This window comes from Xanthomonas euroxanthea, assembly GCF_900476395.1.
In the GTDB taxonomy this organism is placed as follows: Bacteria; Pseudomonadota; Gammaproteobacteria; order Xanthomonadales; family Xanthomonadaceae; genus Xanthomonas; species Xanthomonas euroxanthea.
Genome location: NZ_UIHB01000010.1, coordinates 267,206 through 292,542, shown reverse-complemented (window position 1 = coordinate 292,542; position 25,337 = coordinate 267,206). Strand labels below are relative to the sequence as shown.

The 25,337-nt window shown below is 66.5% G+C and carries 12 protein-coding genes and 2 pseudogenes; 9 read left to right on the top strand and 5 right to left on the bottom strand.

Translation table 11 applies throughout. From position 1 onward, the window contains the following. Positions 1-68: 68 nt before the first annotated feature. A complete protein-coding gene (locus tag CPBF1521_RS21190; protein ID WP_104650356.1) occupies positions 69-614 on the bottom strand; it encodes a phage tail protein in 546 nt (181 codons plus the stop codon). 263 nt (positions 615-877) lie between these two features. Here CPBF1521_RS21190 and CPBF1521_RS21950 point away from each other — a divergent pair. The 9 genes and pseudogenes from CPBF1521_RS21950 to CPBF1521_RS21150 all read left to right on the top strand — a co-directional run. After that, positions 878-4,981 (top strand): annotated as a pseudogene (locus tag CPBF1521_RS21950) (beta strand repeat-containing protein); the annotation flags it as partial. 6 nt (positions 4,982-4,987) lie between these two features. Continuing rightward, entirely contained in the window at positions 4,988-7,270 is a 2,283-nt protein-coding gene (locus tag CPBF1521_RS21945; protein WP_478212771.1) for an autotransporter domain-containing protein, read from the top strand. Positions 7,271-7,649: 379 nt separating this feature from the next. After that, positions 7,650-11,054, top strand: a complete 3,405-nt coding sequence (gene recC / locus CPBF1521_RS21180; RefSeq protein WP_115678243.1) for an exodeoxyribonuclease V subunit gamma — start codon at positions 7,650-7,652, stop codon at positions 11,052-11,054. Further along, a complete protein-coding gene (recB, locus tag CPBF1521_RS21175) occupies positions 11,051-15,100 on the top strand; it encodes an exodeoxyribonuclease V subunit beta (RefSeq protein ID WP_115678190.1) in 4,050 nt (1,349 codons plus the stop codon). Before recC ends, recB begins: the two co-directional genes overlap by 4 nt. Before the next feature lie 398 nt (positions 15,101-15,498). Beyond that, complete coding sequence (gene recD, locus CPBF1521_RS21170) at positions 15,499-17,835, top strand: exodeoxyribonuclease V subunit alpha (RefSeq protein ID WP_115678189.1); 2,337 nt, start codon at positions 15,499-15,501, stop codon at positions 17,833-17,835. Positions 17,836-17,859: 24 nt separating this feature from the next. Beyond that, positions 17,860-18,915: a virulence RhuM family protein gene (locus CPBF1521_RS21165; protein WP_181901326.1), complete on the top strand. Its 1,056-nt coding sequence runs from the start codon at positions 17,860-17,862 to the stop codon at positions 18,913-18,915. Between the two features lie 48 nt (positions 18,916-18,963). Beyond that, on the top strand, positions 18,964-19,254 hold the full coding sequence (locus tag CPBF1521_RS21160; protein WP_115678188.1) for a HigA family addiction module antitoxin: 291 nt from the start codon (positions 18,964-18,966) through the stop codon (positions 19,252-19,254). 155 nt (positions 19,255-19,409) lie between these two features. Further along, a complete protein-coding gene (locus CPBF1521_RS21155) occupies positions 19,410-19,886 on the top strand; it encodes a hypothetical protein (protein WP_235858495.1) in 477 nt (158 codons plus the stop codon). Then, positions 19,883-20,275: a hypothetical protein gene (locus tag CPBF1521_RS21150; protein WP_147295485.1), complete on the top strand. Its 393-nt coding sequence runs from the start codon at positions 19,883-19,885 to the stop codon at positions 20,273-20,275. Before CPBF1521_RS21155 ends, CPBF1521_RS21150 begins: the two co-directional genes overlap by 4 nt. 424 nt (positions 20,276-20,699) lie before the next feature. Here the strand turns inward: CPBF1521_RS21150 and CPBF1521_RS21140 are convergent, their stop codons facing one another. From CPBF1521_RS21140 to CPBF1521_RS21805, 4 genes and pseudogenes are all read right to left on the bottom strand, one after another. After that, positions 20,700-21,032: a hypothetical protein gene (locus CPBF1521_RS21140; protein ID WP_102255212.1), complete on the bottom strand. Its 333-nt coding sequence runs from the start codon at positions 21,030-21,032 to the stop codon at positions 20,700-20,702. A gap of 358 nt (positions 21,033-21,390) precedes the next feature. Further along, entirely contained in the window at positions 21,391-22,677 is a 1,287-nt protein-coding gene (locus tag CPBF1521_RS21135) for a hypothetical protein (RefSeq protein ID WP_147295484.1), read from the bottom strand. Between the two features lie 133 nt (positions 22,678-22,810). Then, positions 22,811-23,647, bottom strand: coding sequence for a restriction endonuclease (locus tag CPBF1521_RS21130; protein ID WP_115678187.1), 837 nt, complete (start codon positions 23,645-23,647; stop codon positions 22,811-22,813). Between the two features lie 234 nt (positions 23,648-23,881). Beyond that, a pseudogene (locus CPBF1521_RS21805) lies at positions 23,882-24,274 on the bottom strand (XVIPCD domain-containing protein); the annotation flags it as partial. Positions 24,275-25,337: the final 1,063 nt, after the last annotated feature.

Genomic DNA, 25,337 nt, shown 5'->3' with positions numbered 1-25,337 from the left:
ATTCTTCCTGGTCGATGGGGCGTCGTACGCAAGGCTGCGTACGCCGGCGCCCCCGGATACGGAGGCGCCTAGCTGCGCGAAGGGAAGATGCCGGACAGCGCGATGCAGAAATTGATCGCGGTATAGGGCTGCAGGTTCGGATGCGCCTGGCTGCCGCCGCTGTTGGCGATCGTGGACTGGGACAGCGGCACCATCGCGCCAGGCGCGGCGTACAAGGCGTGCGCAGTCCCGGAGGCGACGTTGTTGTTCGCGAACAGACGGCCTGTCGGTGTGCGGTTGTCGCCGTTGGCGCTACTGCAATCCATCAGGTGGCTGTGCGGGGGCAGGTTGTCTGCCACCAGCGTCACCGTCTCCGCGCCTGCCGCCTGGCCCATGGGAGCGGCAGGCGGCTGCCAGTTCGGGTCCGCCGACGGCCCATAGCCCATCGGGGTGCGCCCACGCATGTCCGGCAAGCCGAACGTGGTCCTGCCATCGCCGCCGAAGCGCGTGCCGAGCAGACTGAACAGGGCCTGGTTCTGATTGACTGGCAGCAATTGCCCGTTGCACTGCGCAAAATACTTCGGCGCGAATGCGAAACCGGTCAACATGATCTGGCCGATGAAGAACTCACTCATGCAGCTCTCCCCACGTAGGTGCGCCGCCGACCGACTGTCGGAGACTGACGTAGTCATACCTGCCGACATTGCATACCACAAGCCACCAAGATCCTAATTGAGATGAAGTATTAATTTTTCATTCTTTAACTGGCAGTCAGTTCCAGTTCAAATAGCGCTATAGTTGAATCACATGCCTCTTTAGGCATTGCGTTGCGCTGATCCGAGGCACCAGGACCGCTGCCGACGCCATTTGGGGTGGCGTGCTTTTTCGGGGAAAACTTATGTCTACGACCTTCGCCGCCTCGGGTGGCGTGCGCCTGCTGCTGCGTTGGATGCTGGCGCTGTTGCTGTTGGCGACCTCTCACGTCGCCCTGGCTGCCTACTGCCCGACTCCGAAAAGCGCCACCGTCAACTCAGGTGGCTCGGTGTCCTTCGAAGTCGGCGATTGCGACGGGCCTTCCAATATCGGCATGACCGATCCCGGCGTGCCCCCGGCGCATGGCACATACAGTCTTCCCGGTCAGAATCCTGACAGCACCGAACAGGTGACCTATACCAATAACGGCGATGGTGCGACATCGGACTCGTTCTATCTGTTGGACGAAGACAACAACCAGATCGTCTTCAACATCACCGTCAACCCCTCGCGCACTGCCAGCATCGCGGTGAGCCCGGCCAGCCGCAACGAAAATAGCGGCGCAGCGTTCACCTACACGGTGACGCTGAGCCAGAGCAGCAGTTCGGCGACCACGGTAAACCTTAGTCGCAGCGGCACCGCCACCAGCGGCACCGACTACACGGGTGCGCCGAGCAGCATCGTGGTGCCCGCCAACGCCACCACGGCCACCTTTTCCGTCACCCCGGTCGCCGATACCACGGTGGAGGCCGACGAGACGGTGGTGATCAGCGTGGCCAGCGGTAGCGGCTATGCCATCGGCAGTCCGTCCAGCGCCACCGCCACCATCGTCAACGACGACTTTCCGACCGCATCGATCACGGTGTCTCCGTCCAGCGTGCCCGAGGACGGCGCGGCCAACCTGATCTACACCGTCTCGCTCGACCAGGCCGCGCAGAGCGCGGTATCGGTCGCCTTCAGCGTCGGTGGCAGCGCGACCTCAGGCACCGACTACGCGGCCGTGAGTTCGCCGCTGGTGATCAACGCCGGCCAGACCACCGGCACCATCACCATCAATCCGACCGCCGATGCCACCATCGAACCGGACGAGACCGTGGTGATCAGCCTGGCTGCGGGCAGTGGCTACAGCGTGGGGTCGCCCAACAGCGCCACCGGCACCATCCTCAACGACGACCAGCCGGCGCTGTCGATCAACGACGTGTCCGTGAGCGAAGGCAACGCCGGCACCACCAATGCCACCTTCACTGTCTCGTTGAGCCAGCCGGCCGGCGCCGGCGGCGTCAGCTTCGATATCTCCACTGCCGACGGCACTGCCACTGCCGGCGTGGACTACGTCGCCTCCAGCCTGGCCGGGCAGACCATCCCCGCCGGCAGCAGCAGCGCCACCTTCACCGTGCGGGTCAACGGCGACTCGCTCAGCGAGCCCGACGAGACCTTCTTCGTCAACGTCAGCAACGTCACCGGCGCGACAGTGGCCGATGCGCAGGGCCTGGGCACCATCGTCAACGACGATGCGGTGCCGTCGCTGTCGATCGACGATATCAGCGTGAACGAAGGCAATAGCGGCACCACCACGGCCACGTTCACGGTGAGCCTGAGCGCGGCCAGCGGCCAGACCGTGTCGGTCAATTACGCCACCGCCAACGGCACCGCCACCGCAGGGAGCGACTACGTCGCGCGGTCGGGCACGCTGACATTTCCGCCGGGTACAACTGCGCAGGGCGTGGCGATCACCGTCAATGGCGACACCGCGGTCGAGGCCAGCGAGACCTTCAGCGTCGGCCTGTCCGGTGCCAGCAACGCCAGCATCGCGCGCGCCACCGGCACCGGCACCATCGTCAACGACGATGTGGTGGTGATTGTCGGGCCGGCCACGCTGCCGGCAGCCACCGCCGGCAGCGCCTACAGCCAGAACCTGAGCGCCAGCGGCGGCACCGCGCCGTACACCTTCGCCGTCACGGCCGGTGCGCTGCCGCCCGGGCTGACCCTGAGCGCTGCCGGCGTGCTGTCCGGCACACCCACCGCCACCGGCAGCTTCAACTTCACCGCCACCGCTACCGATAGCGGCGGCAGCCCCACCAGCGGCAACCGTGCCTACACGCTGACCGTGGCCGGCGCGACGGTGACCCTGCCGGCGACCAACCTGCCGGCCGGCACGGCGGGCCAGGCCTATTCGAGCGCGCTCACTCCGGCGACCGGCGGCATTGCCCCGTATACCTACGCCGTTACCGCCGGCGCCCTGCCGGCGGGCATCACGCTCAATGGCAGCAGCGGCGCCCTGACCGGTACGCCCGGCACTGCGGGCAGCTTCAGCTTCAACGTGACCGCCACCGACAGCACCAGCGGCACGCCATCGCAGGCAACGCAGAGCTACTCCCTGACCATCGCCGCGCCGCCGATCGTGGTTGCGCCGTCCACGCTGCCGGCCGCCACCCGCGGCACGGCCTACAGCCAGACGCTGAGCGCCAGTGGCGGCACCGCGCCGTACACCTACACGCTAGCAAGCGGCACGCTGCCGGCAGGCCTCACCCTGGCCAGCAACGGCACGCTGTCGGGTACCGCGACGGTGGAAGGCAGCTTCAACTTCACCGTGACCGCGACCGATGCGGGGAGCTTCACCGGCAACCAGGCCTACAGCCTGACCGTTGCCGGCCCGAACGTTGTACTGCCGGCGAGTACCTTGCTCGCAGGTACGGCCGGGCAGGCGTACGCGGCGACGATCACGCCCGCCAGCGGCGGCACCGCGCCCTACAGCTATGCACTGACCGGCGGCGTCCTGCCGGCGGGTGTTGTCGTGGACGCGGCCACCGGCAGCCTCAGCGGCACGCCGACCGTGGCAGGCACCTTCACCTTCACCCTGACCGTGTCCGACAGCACGCCGAGCCCGGCGGCGCAGGCCAGCCGCAGCTACACGCTGACCATCGCGGCACCGGTGATCGTGGTCGCGCCCACCACGCTGCCGGCCGCCACCCGCGGCACCGCGTACAGCCAGGTGCTGAGCGCCAGCGGCGGCACTGCGCCGTACACCTATGCGCTAAGCGCGGGCACGCTGCCGGCCGGCCTGACCCTGGCCAGCAACGGCACGCTGTCCGGCACCGCAACAGTGGAAGGCAGCTTCAACTTCACCGTGACGGCGACCGATGCGAACGCCTTCACCGCTGCGCAGGCCTATGCGCTGACGGTGGCCGGCCCGAACCTGACGTTGCCGGCCAGCACCTTGCCGGCAGGCACGGCCGGGCAGGCTTACACTGCGGCGATCACGCCCGCCACTGGCGGCACCGCGCCCTACAGTTATGCACTGACTGGCGGCGCATTGCCGGCGGGTGTTGTCGTGGACGCGGCCACCGGCAGCCTCAGCGGCACGCCGACCGTGGCAGGCACGTTCACCTTCACCCTGACCGTGTCCGACAGCACGCCCAGCCCGGCGGCGCAGGCCAGCCGCAGCTACACGCTGACCATCGCGGCACCGGTGATCGCGGTCGCGCCCACCACGCTGCCGGCCGCCACCCGCGGCACGGCCTACAGCCAGACGCTGAGCGCCAGCGGCGGCACCGCTCCGTACACCTACAGCCTCGGAAGCGGCACGCTGCCGGCTGGCCTGACCCTGGCCAGCAACGGCACGCTGTCCGGCACCGCAACAGTGGAAGGCAGCTTCAACTTCACCGTGACGGCGACCGATGCGAACGCCTTTACCGCTGCGCAGGCCTATGCGCTGACGGTGGCCGGCCCGAACCTGGCGTTGCCGGCCAGCACCCTGCCGGCAGGCACGGCCGGGCAGGCGTACGCGGCGACCATCTCGCCTGCGACCGGCGGCACCGCGCCCTACAGCTACGCACTGACGGCCGGCACGTTGCCGAACGGCATGGTGCTGGATGCTGCGACCGGTGCGCTCAGCGGCACGCCGACCTTGTCGGGCAACTTCGCCTTCACCCTGACTGCCAGCGACAGCACGCCCAGCCCGGCGGCCCAGGCCAGCCGCAATTACACGCTGACGATTGCAGCCGCCACCCTGGTGCCTGGCCAGCCCACGCTGCCGCCAGCGGTGCGTGGCAGGCCCTACAGTCAGGTGCTGACGGCGTCCGGCGGCGTCGCGCCGTATACCTACAGCGTCGCCAACGGCAGCTTGCCTGCCGGTCTGACCCTGTCCGGCAACGGCACGTTGTCAGGCACGCCGACCGCTGAAGGCGTCTTTTCGTTCGCCATCGCGGTGGCCGACGCCGGCAATGCCAGCACCACCCAGGCGTATACCTTCACGGTGGACGGCCCGAACCTGGTCCTGCCGGCAAGTACTTTGCCGGCCGGCACGGCCGCTCAGGTCTACGCCGCGACCATCGCGCCCGCGACCGGCGGTATCGCGCCTTACAGCTATGCACTGACAGCCGGCGCCCTGCCGAGCGGTATCGTCCTCGATGCGGCGACCGGTGGTCTCAGCGGCACGCCGACTTCGTCGGGCACGTTCAACTTCACCCTGACCGCGACCGACAGCACGCCCAGCCCGGCGGCCCAGGCCAGCCAGCGCTATACGGTCACCATTGCGGCGGCGACGCTGGTGCTGGCGCAGCCCACCCTGCCACCGGCGACGCGCGGCAGCGCGTACACCCAGGTGCTCACGGCCAGCGGTGGCGTCGCGCCTTATCGCTACAGCATCGCCAGCGGCACCTTGCCGGCTGGCCTGACGCTGGCCGGCGACGGCACGCTGTCGGGCACGCCGACGACGCAGGGCACCTCGTCCTTCACCATCGCGGTGGCCGACGCCGGCAATGCCAGCGCCACCCAGGCCTACAGCTTCACGGTGAGCGATGCGGCGCCGGTGGCGGTGGCGGATGTGGCGGCGACCATGTCCGACGCTGCGGTGACGGTGGCGGTGACCGCCAACGACACCGGCAACATCGCATCGATCGGCATTGCCACCGCGCCGACCAACGGCACCGCCGTGGTCAACGGGCTGGAGCTGGTCTACACGCCGGCCGCCGGTTTCGTCGGCACCGATGTGGTCAGCTACACGGTCACCGGCAGCGGCGGTACGTCGGCGCCGGTCACGGTGACCATCGCGGTCAATGCACGTCCGGTGGCGGTGTCGGTGACTGCCGCGGCCGTGCCCGGCGAAGCGCAGCAGGTCGACCTGACCCGCAATGCCACCGGCGGGCCGTTCGTGGCTGCAGCCGTGGTCGCGGTGCTGCCGGCCTCGGCCGGTACCGCCACCATCACCCGGACTGGCGGCACCGCCACCGCGGCGGCTGCGCGTGCCTCCGGCCCGTCGCCGGCGGCGGCTGCGATGGCCGAGACGCCCACGTTCATGCTGACCTTCACCCCCAACCCGGCCTTCGTCGGTCAGGCCACGGTGCAGTTCACCTTGTCCAATGCGTTCGCCACCTCGGTGCCGGCCAGCGTGGTGTTCACCATCGCGCCGCGCCGCGACCCCAGCGTGGATGCGGAAGTGCGTGGCCTGATCGATGCGCAGTCCGAGTCCACCCGGCGCTTTGCGCGCGCGCAGATCGACAACTTCCAGCGCCGCCTGGAAGCCACCCACCGCGGCGGCAGCACCTTCAGCAACGCGGTGAGCTTCCAGCCGACCTCGCATTGCCGCCAGGCCGACCGCGGCATCAGTGCGCAGCCGTGCAGCCCGGACACGCAGGAGGCCGACAACGACTTCCGCGATGCGCCAGCAATGGCCAGCAGCGGCAACAGCACCGCGCAGGGTCAGGGCGATCTGGGGCTGTGGGTGGGCGGTGCAATCCGCTCGGGCAGCCTGGACAAGCAGTCCAACAGCAACGGGGTGGACTTCCAGACCGACGGCCTGAGCGTGGGCGCCGATTACCGGGTGGCACAGTCGCTGGCGATCGGTGCGGGCCTGGGGTGGGGCCGCGACGACAGCGATGTGGGCAGGAACGGCAGCCACTCCAAGGCCACCGCCTACACCATGGCGCTGTATGCCAGCTTCCATCCGGGCAAGGCGTTCTTCTTCGACACCCTGGTCGGCTACCAGCTGCTGTCCTACGACCTGCGCCGCTTCGTCACCGACGATAGCTCGATGGCCGAGGGCAACCGCGACGGCAAGCAGTGGATTGCGTCGGTCTCCACCGGTGCGGACCTGCAGCGTGGCGAGTTGCAGATCACCCCGTATGCGCGTGTGGATGTGGCCCGCGCCACGCTGGATGGCTATGTCGAAGACGGCGTGGCGCCGTTCGCGCTGCGCTATGACGACATGGACGTGGCCACCACCACCGGCAACCTGGGCCTGCGCCTGGAATGGCGCCGCGAAGTGGCCTGGGGCCGGCTGACCCCGCAGTTGCGCGTGGAATACCAGCGCGACTTCCAGGGCCGCGGCGATGCCACGCTGAGCTATGCCGACCTGAACGGCGGGCCGTTCTATCGTGCCGGCCAGAGCGCGTTCGACCGCAACCGCCTGATGGTCGGCATCGGCGCGGCGTTGCTGACCGAGCAGGGCCTGTCGACGCGGCTGGAATACCGCGGCATCACCGATGGCGACAGCAACAACGATCAGACCTGGATGATCAATCTGGAAAAGAAATACTGATCGTCTCCAGCGTCATGCACTGAGCAACGCGATGGGCCGGGCGACTACCCCGGCCCATCGCGTTTGTGATGCCGCCGGCGGTATGTGTTGCATGGCTGCGTTGGCGCTGCGCTGCGCATTGGTCGACGGGGAGTTGTAGACAGGCCGCCAAGCGCATCGGCCGCAGTGCATCGAAGCCAACGTGCAGCCTGGTCCGCCTGTCTGCTTTCCTGCCGGTGTCGGGTTTGGTCGGGTCCGCCGCGCGTCGGCAGTCGATCGCCACGCGCGGCTGAGCAGTTGCCCATGTCACAGGACAGCCCTGGGCATCGGCACCGATCGCTGCATGCAGATCCTTGGCAAACAGCGCAGCACGGCCGCATCCGGCACAATGCACGCACGCATGCACGCCACTTCCGCGCCCGATTTCCGCCTCTATCCCTCAAATGCGCTGGATACGCTGGCCGCCTTGCTCGCCCAGGAGCTGCGCCGGCCGGTGCCGGAGCAGCCGTTGCTGCAGCCGGAGGTGGTGCTGATTCCGCAGGTGGCGATGCGGCGCTGGCTGCAGTCCACGCTGGCGGCCGAGCACGGCGTGGCCGCCAACCTGGAATTCCTCACCCCCGGCGAATTCGTCGCGCGCGCGCTGGAGTGCAATCTCGGCCCGGCCGACGACGATCTGGACATGGCCACCACACAGTGGCGGTTGTATGCCGCATTGCAGGCCGACCTGGGCAGCGATGCGGCATTGGCGCCGTTGGCCGGTTATCTGTCCGATGGCGATGCGCTCAAGCCCTGGGCATTGGCCGGCGAGCTGGGCAACGTGTTCGAGAAGTACCAGGCCTGGCGACGCGACTGGTTGCTGCGCTGGGAAGGCGGCGCCGACCCCGATGATCCGCAGGCGCGGCTGTGGCGCAGCATCGCCGCCGGCCGGCAATACCGCGCGCGCCGCATCGGCCAGTACCTGGATCGCTACGCGCGCCCGGATGGCCCGCTGCCGCAGGGCTTGCCCAGGCGCCTGTTCGCCTTTGCCATCCTGAATATTTCGCCCGACGTGCTGCGCGTGCTGGCCACGCAGGCGCGCGTGGGCACGCTGCATTTCTATCTGCCCACGCCCACGCAAGGGTACTGGGGCGATCTGCAGACCCTGTGGCAACGTCGCCGCGAAGACGGCGCGGTGCAGCTGTTTGCCGAGCAGGTACAGGAAAACCCGCTGCTGCAGGCCTGGGGCGCGGCCGGGCGCGACTTCATGGCGTTGGTCGGCGATTACGAGGTGGTGCATCCGCTGGCCGAGATCGCCGTCTACGCCGACCCGCTGGAGTCCGGCCGCCGCGCACTGGCCGACGGCGGCCTGGGCGACAGCCTGCTGCGCCGCATGCAGAGCGACCTGTTCCATCGCCGCGCGCCAGGCGTGCCTGCCGCATTACCGACGGTGAATCTGCACGACCCCAGCCTGCAGGTGCATGCCTGCCACACGCGGCTGCGCGAGCTGCAGGTGCTGCACGACCAGCTGCGCGCCTTGCTCGACGACCCACGCTTCGACCCGCCACTGCAGCCACGCGAGATCGCGGTGCTGTCGCCGGACATCGACCCGTACGTGCCGTACCTGGACGCGGTGTTCGGCAGCCACGGCAACGACGACGCGCTGCCGTACGCGCTGGCCGATGCCAGCCCGTTGGCCAGCGAGCCGCTGGCCGAGGTGTTCCTCACCTTGCTCGGCCTGCCGATCGCACGCTTCGGCCTGCACGAGATTCTCGACCTGCTGGCCAGCGCGCCGATCGCCGAGGCCGCCGGCCTGGACGAAGCCGGGCTGGAACGCCTGCGCGGCTGGCTGCACGCGGCCGGCGCGCGCTGGGGGCTGGATGCGGCGCATCGGCGTCAGCACCAGGCACCGAGCGACGATGCCTACACCTGGCGCTTCGCGCTGGACCGGCTGCTGCTCGGCCATGCCAGTGGCGCCGACGACGATATCGAGGGCGTGGCGCCCTGGCCGCAGCTGGAAGGCAGCGCGTTGGCCGCACTGGACACGCTGTTGCACTTGCTGGGCGTGCTCGAACGCCACCAGTCGGTATTGGCCAAGGCGATGACGCCAGTCGAGTGGCGCGAGCGTCTGCTCGGCCTGCTGGATGCGTTGATTCCGAAGGCGCCGTCGGCACCGCGCGCGCAGCGCGCGCTGGACCGCTTGCGCAGCCTGATCGACCAGTTCGCCCGCGATGCGGTGCGCGCCGATTACGCAGGCGATGTGCCGGCCGAGGTGGTGCGTGCGCACTTCGCCGCGGTGCTGGGCGAGTCGGACACGCGCGCGCCGCTGCTCACCGGCGGCATCAGCTTCGGCCGCATGGTGCCGATGCGCCTGCTGCCGTTCCGCGTGATCTGCCTGCTCGGCATGAACGATGGCGATTTCCCGCGCCGCGACCCGGCCGCCGGGCTCAATCGCCTCACGGCCGAGCTGGGCACCGAGCGCCGCCGGCATGGCGACCGTTCAACCCGCGAGGACGACAGGTTCCTGTTTCTGCAGTTGTTCGCCTCTGCGCAGGAGGTGTTCTACCTGAGCTATCTCGGCGCCGATGCGCGCGATGGCAGCGCGCGCGAACCGTCGGTGCTGGTCAGCGAACTGCTGGGCAGCGCCGCGCAGTACCACGCCGAGCCGCAGGCGATCGCCACGCTGGTGGTGGAGCATCCGTTGCAGCCCTTCGCCGCCGCCGCCTTCGGTGCGCCGGGCGATCACGGCGCCGACCCGCGCCGTTTCAGTTATCGCCGCCAATGGCGACCGTCGGTGGACAGCCTGGTCGGCCAGCGCCAGCCGCTCGCGCCGTGGGTGGCCGGTGCGTTGCCGGCCGACGACAGCGCAGTGCCGGGCAGCGTCTCGATCGACGACCTGCGCCGCCTGTTTTCCGACCCGGCCGGGCAGTTCCTGCGCCATCGCCTCGGCATGCGCTTGCCCGACCCGGCCAGCGAAGACAGCGACCTGGAGCCGCTGCTGGCGCCCACGCGCGGGCTGGACCAATACGGCCTGCAGCAGCATGTGTTCGACGCCGCACTGGCCGGCGACACCGGCCGGCTCTACGAGCGCCTGCGCGCGCGTGCGCTGCTGCCGTCCGGGCCGCTGGGGCGACGCCAGCTCGATGAGCGGGTGGCGCAATTGCGCCCGTATGCCGAGGCATTCCGGCAATGGCGCGGCGAGGCGCCAGCGCAGTCGCACCGGCTGCAGGTGCAGATCGGCGATGTCGAGGTGCACGGCCGCGTGCCCGGCTGGTATGCGAGCGGGGTGGGGCGGGTGCAGGTCGGCGCGCTCAGCGGCCGCAGCGCGATCCGTCACGGCCTGGAATGGCTGCTGCTGCGCGCTGCCGGCGAGCATGCGCCGTATGTGCGCTTCTTCGAACACGAAGACGGGTTAGGCCCGCATCCCATCGACCTCGAACCGCTGTCGCAGGCGCAGGCGCAAACTGCATTGGCCGCACTGTTGCAGCTATATCGGCACGGCCTGCAGGCGCCGCTGGCCTTCGCGCCCTACAGCAGCTGGAAATATCACCAGGCCGCGCGCGGCGACGACCTGGACAAGGCCATCAAGGAGGCCGCCGGGCAGTGGCAGTCCAGCTTCGGCTGGAGCGAATCGCACAGCCCGGAACTGCGCCTGGTCAACCGCGGCCGCGACCCGTTCGCCGATGCACAGCGCTTCGCCGAGTTCGCCACCACCAGCCACCGCGTGTACGACCTGCTCGAGCGCGGCAACGCCGACGCCACGCTGGATCCGCAGCGCCTGGTCGAGAGCTGGCGCCACTGGCACGGCGCGCAGGAGGAGGCCGAATGAGCGCCAGCCCCGTCACCGACCCGTACCTGCACCTGCCGCTGCATGGCGTGCGCCTGATCGAGGCCAGCGCCGGCACCGGCAAGACCTTCACCCTGGCCACGCTGTTCACCCGGCTGGTGGTCGAGCGCGGCCTGCGCATCGGCCAGATCCTCGCCGTCACCTTCACCGAGGCCGCCACCCAGGAACTGCGCCGCCGCATCCGCGAGCGCCTGGTGCTGGCCGCAACCCTGGTCCCCGAGACCCCCGTAGGAGCGGCCCCGGCCGCGACCGACTTGCCCACAACACCGGCGCCCAATGGCGCATCGGCTCTTGTAGGAGCGGCCCCGGCCGCGACCGACTTCGCCAACGACCCGTCGCGGCCAGGTCCGCTCCTACAGGACGCGCCTGACGTCCTGCTCACCCGCGCCATCCTCGCCACCCACCTGGCCAAAGGCACCGAGACACCGGCCGCCTTGCGCCGCCGCCTGCAACAGGCGGTGGAAGAAATCGACCTGGCCGCGGTGTTCACCATCCACGGCTTCTGCGCGCGCGTGCTGCGCGAGCATGCGCTGGAAAGCGGCCAGGCCTTCGCCGCACCGGAACTGCTCGCCAACGACCGCGAACTGCTCGGCGAAGTCGCCGCCGACCTGTGGCGCCAGCGCGCCGCCGATGCGGCGATGGCCGAAGACCTGATCGCGCTGTGGTCGGGCGGCCCGGAGGCATTGGCCAGCGATCTGCGCGCACTGGTGCGCCATCCAACGCTGCTGCCGGCGGCCGCCACCACCCCAGACGATTCCGCTGCGCTGCTGCAGGCCGTGCAGGACGCCAGTACCGCTCTGGCCGCCGCATTCCAGGCGCATGGCACCGCGTTTTTCGACACCCTGATGGCCGCCATCGACGGCGGCATCCTGAGCAAGGTCAGCTACAAACCCGAGTGGCTGGCCTCGCTGTGGCATTGGTTCGACAGCTTCGCCGCCGCGCCATCGGTCAACACCGCCCCGCATCCCAAGCTGATCAAGCTGACCGCCGCGGACCTGGCCGCCGGTACCAACAAGAAGTTCGTCGAGCGCACCCCGGCCTCGCCGCTGAGCCACGAGATCGACGGCTATCTCGCCGCGCTGGCGCGTGTCGAACAATGGCGCACACGTCGCCGCATCCGCCTGCTGCACGCCCTACGCGAGGACGCCATCGCGCGGCTGGCACTGCTCAAGCGCCAGCGCCGCGTGCAGACCTACGACGACCTGGTCGATGGCGTTGCGCACGCGCTGGAAGGCGCGCAGGCCGGCACCCTGGTCACGCGGCTGCGCGCGCAATACGCCATCGCGCTGGTGGACGAATTTCAGGACACCGACGACCGCCAGTGGGCGATCTTCTCCAACGTGTTCGGCGAAGGCCCGCTCGCGCGCGCGGCCGGCCTGGCGCCGGCGCTGTTTCTGATCGGCGACCCCAAGCAGGCCATTTACGGCTTCCGTGGCGGCGATGTGCGCACCTATCTGGCCGCCGCGGTCACTGCCGAACTCGCCCCGCCGCTGAGCCACAACTTCCGCTCGCGCCCCGGCGTGCTGGCGGCCATCGACGCGTTGTACGCACAGGCCGGCTATACCGAGGCCTTCCTCACCGACGGCATCGCCTTCCACCCGGTGCAGCCCGGCACCAAGCGGGCGGATGCCGACCTGCAACGCGATGGCGCCGCCGCCCCGGCGCTGACGCTGTGGCGTGCGCCGGAACCGCCGCCGCCTGCGAAAGGCAAGCCCAAACCCTGGAGCGCCGGCCGCGCCCGCGAGCTGGCCACCGCCGCCTGCGTGGCGGCGATCCGCGGCTGGCTGGCCGGTGGCCGCGACGGCACCGCCACCATCAACGCGCGCCCGGTGCAGGCCGGCGATATCGCCGTGCTGGTGCGCAGCCACGGCGAGGCCACGCGCATGCAACAGGCGCTGGGCGCGGTGGGCATCCCTGCGGTGGCCGCAGGCAAACAGAGCTTGTTCGCCACCGACGAAGCGCTAGAACTGCTGGCCTTGCTGCAGGCCTTGCTCGACCCGGGTGACGACAGCCGCCTGCGCGCCGCGCTGGCCACCGTGCTGATCGGCGCGGACGCCGCCGCCATCGCCGCGCTCGCACACGATGGCGAGCGTCACCGCCGCTGGCAGCAACAGGCGCTGGACTGGCGCGAGCGCTGGCAACGCGGCGGCCCGCTGGCCTTGATCGGCGAGCTGGGCGCCGCGCACGGGCAACGCCTGCTCGCCCTGGGCGATGGCGAGCGCCGCCTCACCAACTACCTGCAGCTGGCCGAACTGCTGCAGGAGGCCGACGCCCGCGCACTCGGCCCGCACGGCCTGGTCGACTGGCTGTCGCGCCGCATCGCCAATGCCGACGACAACGACGAAGCCCAGCAGCTGCGGCTGGAATCGGACGCGCGCCGCGTGCAGATCGTCACCCTGCACAAGAGCAAGGGCCTGGAATATCCGCTGGTGTTCCTGCCGTACATCGGCATCGGCCGCAGCGACAAGGGCGCCGGCCGCCATTGCGTGGTGCATGCGCCGGAGCTCGGCCGCCAGCTGCACTGGAAGACTGACAAAGACGACCCAAGCTGGAGCGTCGCCGAAGCGGCCTGGAAGCAGGAACAACGCGCCGAAGACGCGCGCCTGCTCTACGTCGGCCTGACCCGTGCCGAGCACGCGCTGTGGATCGCCAGCGGCCCGTTCCACCAGCACGAGCGCACTGCACTGTCCGGCATGCTGCGCGCGCTCGACGCGCTGCAGGGCGCGGCCGGCGAGGGCGCGGTGGTGGTGGACACGTCCACGCCACCGGCCACCCTGCCGCGGCTGCCGCCGCCGGTCGAGGCGCAGGTGCCGCCCGCGCGCACCCCGCAGCGGCATATCGCCCCGGACTGGTGGGTCTACAGCTTTACCCAGCTGGCCAATGCCGATGCCGGCGCCGCCACCGACCCGATGGCCAGCGCCACGGTGGTCGGCAGCGGCGGCAGCGACGAGCCCGCCGGCAGCGAGGCGATCGCGGTGGCCACCGAGGTCGACGCCTTCGACCCGCGCTTTGCCGGCAACCGCTTCGGCGTGGTAATGCACGACGTGTTCGAGCGCTGCGACTTTGCCGCCTGGCAGGCGTGGCAGCCCGGCCAACCCGCACCCGAAGGGCAGGCCGCCGCCATCCTCGAGGCGCTGCAACGCGGCGGCTACGTCGAGAAGGAATGGGACGACGGCCTGGCCATGCTCACCGCCCTGATCGGCCACACCCTCACCGTGATGTTGCCCGAAGGCACCCCCCTGGCCGCCGTGCCCGCGCCGCAGCGCCGTAACGAGATGGAATTCCACTTCGCCATGCGACCCACCCGCGTCGAGGCACTGCTGGCACTGCTGCACCGGTTTGGCGTGGTCGGCGAGCGCCAGGCCTTCGGCGCGCGCCAGCGGCTGGAAGGCCTGATGACCGGCCTGATCGACCTCACCTACACCGTGGACGGGCGCTGGTACGTGCTTGACTACAAATCCAACCGCCTGCCCAGCTACGACGCCGACGCCCTGGCCCGCGCCATGGCGCACAGCGAGTACGAGTTGCAGGCGCTGATCTACACCGTCGCGCTGCACCGCTGGCTGCGTTTCCGCCTGGGCGATGGCTACGACTACGCCCGCGACTTCGGCGGCGTGCGCTATCTGTTCTGCCGCGGCCTGGACGCCAGCCGTAACCCGGCATCAGGCCCCGGCCTCGAGCCTGCCCGCAGCGCCGAGGCCAACCCCGGCTTCAACCCTGCCCGCAGCGCCGCAACCGACCCCGGCTCCGACCCCCACAGCAACGCCGCAGCCGACCCTGGCGCCGACCGCGCCCGCGATGCCGAGGCCAATTCCGGCTCCGGCTCCGACCCTGCACGCGACGCCGTCGCCAGCGACGCCATGTCCGACGCGGCCGCACCCGGCATCCAAGCGGCATCCGTCTGCGTTGCGCCCGGCATCCACGCCTGGCGCTTCGATCCGGCCCTGGTCCAGGCCCTGGATGCCCTGTTCGCCGGCAGCGCCCCAGAGTCGACATCCAGCAACCCAGGCACGCCCGATGCCCGCTAGCGCACAGCCCCTTACCGCTGACGCACCAAAGCCCCGCTCCCCCGGGGGCGATAAGGCGCTGGTTGCGCGCCACTGGCGCGCGTGCCTTGGAGCGCCCGCGCCGCTGGCGCGGGCTGGGGCGCGGAGCGGGGGTTGGGGTGAGGGTACGTCCGCCGCCGAAGCATCCGAGCCATGACCCAACAGACCGCACTCCCGCCCAGCGCTGTGCGCAAGCCGCGCGCCCCTCGGGGCGAGCACACACCGCTTGCGCGCCAAGGCGCGCGTGCCTGGCAATGCCTGCGCCACGCCGCGCGGGCCGGGATGCGGAGCGGAGACTGTGGTGAGGGTGTCGTGCAGGGTCAGAAACGTGCCGATCGACAACTCGCCCGCGGCGCCTCCGCCCACCAGGCGTCCACCCCATGAACCAGCCAAACCTCTTCAGCGCGCTGATCAAGGCCGACGCGCTGCGCCCGCTGGATCTGGCCTTCGCGCAAAGCCTGCAACGCCTGGCCCCGGACACCGACCCCCAGGTCCTGGCCGGCGCCGCGCTCGCCTCGCTGGCCGTCACCAGCGGCCACGCAGGGCTGGACCCCGCCCGCGCCGCCATGCTGCTGGACGCGCGCGAGGGCCCATCGCCCGTAATGCCGGACCCCGCCGACTGGCAACGCACCCTGGCCGCCTCGCGCTGGGTCGACCAACCGAATCCGCAAGATCCCGCCGCCGCCGACTGCCCGCTGGTGCTGGAACGCGGCCTGCTCTATCTGCGCCGCTACCGCGAATACGAGCGCCGCCTGGCGCTGGGCCTGCAACGCATCGCCGCCCAGTCGCCGCCCCCCTTCGACGCCGCCACGCTGGCCCCGCTATTCGCACAGCTATTCCCGAACCCGACCCCAGCCACTCACCCCGTGGACCCAACCCCTCTCCCCCCGGGAGAGGGTGCCCGAAGGGCGGGTGAGGGCACGGGCCTGCCCGCGCCATCTGTCCACCAAGAGGGCATGGCCCCGCCCGCGCCATCCGTCTACCAAGACGGCACGCACCCACCGGCCCCATCCCACAACCAGGACCGCCAGGCCCAGGCCGCCGCCCTGGCGCTGCGCCGCACCCTGCTGCTGGTCACCGGCGGCCCCGGCACCGGCAAGACCACCACCATCGCCCGCCTGCTGCTGCTGCGCATCGCCCAGGCGCAAGCATCCAACACCCCGGCACCGCGCATCGCCCTGGCCGCGCCCACCGGCCGCGCCGCCGAGCGCATGGCCGAGAGCCTGCGCTTTGCGGTCGCCCGCGCCATCGCCGACGGCATCCAGCTCGCACCCACTCCCGCGGCAGCCGCGCCCGGGCAAGCGAAGCCGTCACCGCACCCCGTCGCTTCTCCTCTCCCGCAAGCGGGAGAGGGTGCCCGAAGGGCGGGTGAGGGCCAGCCGTCCACCTGGAACTCCCTCCTCCCCACCGGCGCCAGCACCCTCCACCGCCTGCTCGGTGTCATTCCAGATTCCCCGAACTTCCGCCATAACGCGGACAACCCGCTGCCGTTCGACCTGATCGTGGTCGACGAAGCCTCCATGGTCGACCTGCCGCTGATGTGCAAGCTGGTGGAAGCCGTGGCCGACGGCACCCAGCTGATCCTGCTCGGCGATGCCGACCAGCTGCCCTCGGTGGAAGCCGGCGACGTGCTCGCCGCCATCCTGCAGGCCGCCGGCCCCGGCGACACCCTGCAGCCGCAGGATGCACAGGCGCTGCAACCGCTGCTCGGCAACGCGCCCGCTGACACCACGCCCGCCGCCACCCACAGCGGCGGCCTGGCCGGCCACCGCGTGCACCTGCTGCGCGGCTACCGGCAGGCGCACGACTTCGCACTCGCCCCGTTGGCCGACGCCGTGCGCGCCGGCGACGCCGACACCGCCCTGGCGCTGCTGCGCAGCGGCGAGCTGGCCGGCGTGCACTTCCACGAAGACGGCGAAGACCCGCTCACCCTGGGCCGCGACGCACTGCTCGCCCATTGGCGCGCGCTGGCCGACGCGCACGACCCGGCCGCCGCCCTGCGCGATGCCGCGCGCCTGCGCCTGCTCACCGCCGTGCGCGCCGGCCCGCAGGGCGCACGCGGCCTCAACGCCCGTATCGAACAACTGCTGGCCGAAACCGGCTCCGGCGCCCGCCGCCTCGGCAGCGCCTCGCCCTGGTTTCAGGGCCGCCTGCTGCTGATCACCGAAAACAGCTACCGCCACGGCCTGTTCAATGGCGATGTCGGCATCTGCCTGCGCAGCGATGCGAGTCCCTTTTCGGGGCGCAGGGACGAAAGCCCGTCTTCACCGCCAGGCCAGTCCGCCGGCACCGCCAACCGCCGTGACCCAGGCACAGAGAGCCGTGCCCAGGGCCCATTGGTCGCCTGGTTCGAAGGCGACGGCGACGGCCAGGTGCGCGGCTTCCACCCCGCCGCACTGCCCGCGCACGAAAGCGCCTTCGCCATGACCGTGCACAAGGCCCAGGGCAGCGAATTCGACACCGTCTGGCTGCAACTGCCCACCCGCGACGCCCGCGTGCTCAGCCGCGAACTGCTCTACACCGGCATCACCCGCGCCCGCCGCGCCCTGCACCTGGCCGGCAGCGAAGCGGTCATCCGCAGCGCACTCGCCCGGCACGCCGCACGCATCTCGGGCCTGGCATGGCGGCTGGGTGGGGAACAAATACGGCCCGCTGCTGAAATCGCACAGGATTCGCCAGAGGCACCGGTCGCACCGCTGCAAGGCTCGTTATTCTGATGACATCACGCGCTTGGAGACCGCATGAACACCGATGACAAGGATGCCCCTGCTTCCGAGCTGATCCTGTATCGCACCGACGATGCGCAAACGCGCGTCCAGGTGCGGTTGGAAGGCGGCTCGGTCTGGTTGACGCAGCGGCAACTCTCTGAGCTATTCCAGGTCTCCGTCCCGACCATCAACGAGCATCTATCCGGTATTTTCGCCGAAGGTGAACTTGAAGCTGAACGAACTATTCGGAAAATCCGAATAGTTCAAACCGAAGGCGAGCGCAATGTCCGCAGGACAGTGGATCACTACCATCTCGACGTGATTCTCGCGGTCGGCTACCGCGTTCGCGCCCCGCGCGGTACGCAGTTCCGGCAATGGGCCACCGCCCGGCTTACCGAGTATCTGGTCAAAGGCTTCGCCATCGATGACGAACGCCTCAAGCGTGGCCCTGATGACGGCTACTTTGAAGACCTGCTCGGCAAGATTCGCGACATCCGCTCCTCGGAGATGTTCTGGCGCAAGGTGCTGGAGATCTACGCCACCAGCGTCGACTACGATGCCTCTGCAGAGGCAAGCCAGCGCTTTTTCGCTACGGTGCAGAACAAGATGCATTGGGCTGCGCACGGACACACTGCCGCCGAGCTGATCATGGAGCGCGCCGACGCAGGCAAACCGCACAGCGGTATGACCAACTGGGTTAGCGCTACGCCGCGTGCATCCGACGCCACGGTCGCAAAAAGCTATCTAAATCCTGACGAGCTGGACGCACTGAATCGCATCGTCACTGCCTATCTGGAATTTGCGGAGCTTCAGGCGCTGAACCGCAAGCCCATGACCATGGCCGACTGGATCGCCAAGCTTGACGACTTTTTGCGGCTAAGCGACCGAGAGGTCCTCACTCACGCGGGCCGGGTCAGCCGTGAGCAGGCGCTGGAATTTGGTAAGGCGGAATTCGCACGCCACAAGCAGCAGAAGCTGGCCGAGCCCTCAGCGGTCGAGCGCGATTTCGACGCCGCTACGCGAGAGTTGAAGAAGATGGCACGTGCCCGGGGCAGTGGCGCAGCTGGCAAGAAGGCCGGAGATGCATAAACCCAGTCCCGGCATTGTCGTTTACCGCTGAGCACGAGGCATCTGTCCATGACAGTCCTACCCAACATCCACCCCGGCGAAATCCTGCTTGAGGAGTTCCTCGAGCCGATGGGCATCAGCCAGAACGCACTGGCGCGGGCCACCGGCGTGCCGCCGCGTCGCATCAACGAGATCGTCCTGGGCAAGCGCGGCATCACCGCCGACACCGCCGTGCGCCTGGCTGCAGCGCTGGGCACGACCGAGCGGTTCTGGCTGGGCCTGCAAGCCGATTACGAGCTGGAACAGGCGCACCGCGCGCTGGGCGGCCTGCCATCGCGGATCAAGCGGCTGGCGGCTTGATCCGGGCCTCCTCCAGCACGCCGCATTGAGCAGGCAATTCAAGACCGTCATCTGATCTGGCTGGGCCGCTGCTCGGCATGGCAGCATGCAGCGTTGCTTGCAACAACGCCTGGCCGTTGAAAGCATGAGTCAACTCCCGAAACAGGACCGCAACGATGGACCGACGTCGCCGCAAACGGATGGAGCGCTATTGGGCGCGGACAGAAGCCAAGGCGCGTGCAGCGGTTGACCGGTTGAACCCGGAAAGCTGGTTCGACCTGTGGCATACGCATGTGGACTGGAATGGCCGCGGCCACTCCTGTGTTGAGCATCGGCAGACGGTCAACGCGGTTACAGTGCGTGTGCTGTGCTACCTGGAAGCACGTCTGGCGCAACGTGGGGCAGCGGCGCAGCTGTGGGCACACCTCAGTGAGGACACGATGGATACGGGTATTTACGCGCACTCTGCCAATCCGAACGGCACGAGCTTCCCTGCCGCCTTTCCCAACCTGGATTGGCAACTGGCTCTGCCTGACGAGGTCGCAGCGATCCTGCCCGCCACGCATCCGGCCGGCACTGCGTCATGCGATGGCAGTACTCGGTATGTCGTGCAGCGTCAGCCAGCCGTGGTCGGCCCGGAGGCACGTCAATGAGTTCCACCGACAAAGCCCATCGCACCGCATTGCGTTATGCCGCCGGTGCTCGTCAGCCGCGTGTGGCCAAGGTGCCCGTCACCGGCGCCGCCTATCGGCTAGCGCACGCCTGCTTCGGTTGCCGCAGAAGTTTCAAGATCGCTCCGCGCGAGCAGGTGGCCCCCTGTCCTGGCTGCGGTAACGCGCTGTGCGTGATGGGGCGTTCGTTCAAGGCACCCCCGGCCCGCAACCAGGCGCAATGGCGCAAGGTCGAGCGGTTGTATCGCGCTGGCTTTCGGTTCTTCAGTTACCGCAGCCACCCGTGCGTTGCTCTCCCAGCCAAGCTGTCGGAGGTCGATCGCTTCATCCGTGAGAACCCTGAGCACCCATTACGCCTGCGGGGTCATTGAGGTTGGCACGGCGTCACACCGCGAGGCCAGGCCTGCGCCTGACCTCGTCTGCCGTCTTGCAGGCCGGGCGGCTTACTTGCCCTTCTTTTCCTGCTTGGCCGCGCGCTTTTCCTTCAGCGTCTTGGTCGGCTCTTTCTTCTGGCTCTTCTTCTGGTCCATCCCCTTGCTCATGACACCCTCGTAATTGCTGGATTGATCGGTCGGGCAGCGCCATGACCCTGGCGTGCCTGCGCACTGTACGGCTTGCGCGGGGTGGAAGGGCAGCGGCAGCGCCAGGCCGGGCGACGGGCGGTACGCCCGGCCCGGCGTTTGCTCAACGCAGCAAGCGCCAGCAGCCCCTCGGCGCGCCCGGCAGGGCCACAAACGCAAACGCCCGCGTGCGACGGGGAAGGTCGGCACGCGGGCGCTGGCGGCAGCGGCGGGCTTACTTGGCCGGCACGCGCTGGTACTGCTCGCCACCGGTGTTGAGGTGGCCGTTGGCCGCGTCGATGGCAAAGTTCACCGTCTCGCCATCGTTGGTGACCTGCAGCGCCCCGTCCTTGTAGACCGCCGGGTAGCTCTCGGTCTTGGGCTTGCGGCTGAAGAACTTCGGCGTGGTGCTGCGGACCATGAAGGTCTCGCCATTGCGCTCGATGTCCATCGTCTCTTCCTGCGTCTGCACGTTGACCCAGTGGCCGACGAACTTCTCGCCCTCCACCTTGGCGCAACCGCTCACCAGCAGTGCCGCGGCCAGCGCGGTGCCCATCCACTTCATCATCGTGTGTTCTCCAGTTGAGTCTGGAGCCGAGGATGGCGGGTGGGGGATGTATGGGAGGTCAAGGTTTCCGCGCAACGAACGCTTGAATGCAAGCGCGGCCCACACCATTGGAGACATCAATCTGACGCCGTTCAACAGGAGCGCACTATGCGTGAATTGGTACCCCATCACCCAAACTAGCTTGTTCCTAATGTTCCCCGTCGCAGTAGCGCTTCCTGTGAATGGTGACTTCCTTTACCGGCATGGACGAACAGCCCGCCCCGTCAGCAGCTAAAGCTCAATTGACGCAGAGCGTGACCCGTATCTGACAGCGCCGCTGATTCCGTCCGTCTGATATAGGACTATCACGCTGTATTGGTTATCCCACTAGTCCTTTAGTCATAATTGCGTTTGCTTGGGCAGACACCCTTTTATTGATTGTCAGGCTTATAGCATGCTTATGGCATATTTCATTAAGGGATATAAACCATTTATGCATGCATTTGGAAATTAGCTCTGGATTAAATTCAACCTTTCCGGCTTTATTATTTTTTGGTTCGCTTAGGCAAACCGCCAATATTTGAAGCCACCGAAAATTAGGATGCTGAAAAAGCATCCAATATGGCCATTCTTCATCTAGCGCTTTTAGGAACGTCACTACCTCAGGAATCTCGTAGATTTCACGAGCATCGTCATCGTAGCCGTGTATAGAAATTTCAATACGTTCTTTCATGCCCATACATACCTCCCTAGAGGATACAAGGTCATTCAGAAACGCCAGTGCATTTGAAATGTCTTTATTTTCGATATCTGTGCGGTCGATCCAGTAATTTACTAATCCAATCTTATTCTCCATTGCGGCTTCGATCGTCTCATTCTTAATGAGCCCATAAGCAAATGGAAAATTGCCGAGATGATTCATGTTGTAACTAATCGAATCGATTTCAGGCGTCGGCACGTCAATGACTCCTGCTCTCGAAAGAGCAGGAGATAATTTTATTTCTTTGTTGACCACTTGTTGCAGTGCTTTTAACTCCTCTAGAGCACGAGAAGAAATCGATAGATCTGGTACATATAAAAGAAAGGAGTACGAATTAATTGTTACGTGACGGAATGCCCAATACATCGTGTCGAAATCTTCGACGCGAAAAACACCGACTCTAAACCAATCTGGATGACTTACAGCGTTGGCACCCTTGGTAGCGGAGGTTACGCTATATATACCGCCAGCAGCTGGCGCTATCGTCAATATTTTTACCATTAGATGATCTGGTAGCGGCTCGCTGCCAGTAATTATTCTGCGGTACTGAGTCAATATTTCAGTATCACTGTCATGTGACCTTGCGGAGTTATATGAGATTTTTAAAAGCCAGCGAGCAAGCTGTTCATAGTTGTAGTGGAGCTGGGTTTTCGTATCCTTGTAAACGTAATTTATGAAACTTTCAAAGAATAGCTTCTTTCCGTAAGAGTCGAGATCCGAAAGCACATTATTATTGCAATCTTCGCAAACGTCACGAATTACGAGTTCGGTTTTTACGATCTTACCCTTTGCTCTTTCCATGAATCCGGTGTCTTCAGAATCTCGCTCATGTTTGTAGTACCAGCTGGGAATAATATGCTCGCGCGTTGCGGGTTTTTTCTTATCACAGTAGCTGCAGATATTCATCAATTATTCGCTTAAATTATTTGTTGGGGGTGAAGTGTTTTAAGTTGCGGCTAAGGCGAATATAAAAATACGAAGCTGACAACGTTCGGTATGCACTCTATAAGCATGTGATAAAAGCTGGGGTCAGGTTTACTCACGCGGTCCCTCTACACTTCGGGAACTGGCTGCAGCCTAGGAAGTTCTCCTTAGTGCGCCGGTTTATTCTCCCTACAAGCGCGCTACCGCAGAGCGGGCAGTCTGGTGTCGCAGTGGTTCCAGAAATGGCAGACTCAGTTGAAGAAAGGATAGGTTCGACGCGTGCTGCTTGTGGTGCCGGTTGCGCTGTGGCGGTTGTTTGCACCGCTCGTATCATGTCCAATAACTGCTCGCCGCCAATCAATTCAATCGGCTTGCCTTCGGCGAAGCGCTCAGCGTCCTTCGTGTAGGTGCCGATGCAGGCGATCTTTACTGCGTGGGCTTGGTGATGGGCGAGCAGGCCGTACATCTCCCGCACGACGCTGACTCCGACCTGCTGGCGCTTCCATTGCTTGCATTGCACCAGCGTGCGGCGGCCGTCCTTGCGCAGGATCAGGTCGATGCCGCCGTCGGCGCCGCCCAGGCCTGTTTCTTCGACGCTGTAGCCCTGGCGGCGAAATGCTTCACCCACCAATAGTTCGAACTGGCGCCAGCCGCCGGCGGCCAGGCTCTCCAGGCTTGTGCGTGTTTCCAGAAAGCGTCGCCGGCTGCGTGTGCCCAGATAGGAGAACAGCGCAGCAAGCCAGCAGACGCCGAGCAGCGTCCACGCCAATGGCGCGAACATTCCGCTCGATTGCTGGGTGAAGCCTTGCGACAGCATTCCGCCTTGGTGAGAAAACCACCAGCTTATGCCGTAGCGCACCGCAAGATACGCAGCGACTCCTGCAACCAAGCCAGCCGGCCACGGCAATGCAGCCAATGCTTCAAACCCGGTTTGCTTCTTTCTGCGTCCCATGCAAGAACCCCCGTCCCAGCTTCGACCATAGCCGCTGCAACAGGTTTTGTCAGCAGAGCATCTGCGCCGTTGCGAGCAATCTCCCACCAGACATCAGCCTCACGCGCTCGAAAGTGAGAAACCAAATTCTTGCTCCAACGCTTGAGGCCGCTTATGCGTCCATCAGCGCGCCCGCGTGCGTCGGAGTATTAATGCCCTCGCGAAACCTCAGGGCCAAAGTTATTTCGTGCCTTCTCATACCATACGAGGCGGCGGAGTGATCGATTGTTCGCGCTGCTGCTCTTGTTGCTGGGACTGTTGCTGCCGCTGCGTCTCACCTAAGGACTGCAATTGCGCCAGAGATTGTTCAACCGGCTGTGCGATGGCGTCGTTCGTCTTCATGTGCGCCATCTTGTGTGCGGGATCGTTCAACGCCCCCTCTACAACGAACAGGTTCTCGCCTTGTCGCACAGACTTAGAGTTCTCGCTCAGCACGACATGATCGATTCTTGTCAGCCCATTCTCTTTAGCTAAGTACGCGCTACTTGCTGCCAGCCGTGCGCTGTTGTCGTCGTACTCACGGCCGAGGCCTTGCTCAAGGCGGCGAACAGCATCTTCGGCTTGGCGATGCAGCGGGTCCTGTGATGGAAATAAAGAACCATGCCAAGGCACCACGGGCGGCTGATCATGCAGCGTTGGCTGCGCTGGTTCTTCCGATCCGCGCAATGGATTTGCATGTGGATCGACATGCAGCAATCTACGCGCCTGACCATTTTCGTTGATGTTCAGATCTGTGGTTCCGTCATCGTTGCGCACTCGCGCAAGATTCTGCCGCTCAACACCGCTCCAAGCATCATTCAAGAATGCGTGACCCTGACCTGTCTTGTCCCAGGTCACCAAGTCGTTACCGGCAGCATAAAAGCCGGCACCATTGAATCGCGTTGGGTCTGCCCGGTCCGTTGAAGCATTTTGATAGGTAGCGCCACGATCCAGCGCGCTCACGAATTCCTCTGCACGGTTGTAGTGCAGAAACAGGTTTTTCACCGCATGGTATTCGTGCGCCAAGTTTTGGCCTGCATGCGGCGCATTGAGTGTTGTCGGATCCACAAGCGGATTGGCCACCACATTGGTCCATGCTGTTGCAAGCGGGCTACGCGAATCCGCATTGCGCAATGCATTTATCACGTCGGCGCCCTCCAGCGCCTTGTCTCGCCCAGCTTCCAGATAGTCGCCACGTCCAGTCGCCCTTGAATTCAGATCATCAATGGCGGCACTCACATCCGTGAGCGAATGGTACTGATTTGCCTCAATGTTGCGGATCATCGGCGCGGTGCGCGTTTCGTTCTGGTTGTAGGCTTTCCCAACCATCGTCGCCAACTTTACTTGGTCGTCCAGAGACGCGTTCTGGTAGAGCTCACTCCGCTGCAAGGGCGCGATAGCACGATCCATCAACTTGTCGACTTGCGCCACATCGCGTTGATGTACCCAGCTGATGCCTTCGTTCGAAGAAAGGAATGTGTCTAGCTTGGATTTCACCTCCGCATCGAGAGGCCGACCGGCATCAACGCGGATAGCGCGGCCGTTACGGCCAAGATCGGCGATTGTCTGATCAACCTGCTGTTGGCTGAGAACAAGATCTTGCTGCTGCCCATGCGCCCATTGCTGATAGGCATTCACGAGGTCCCTTGGAACGTTCTCTCCGTTAGGCGTG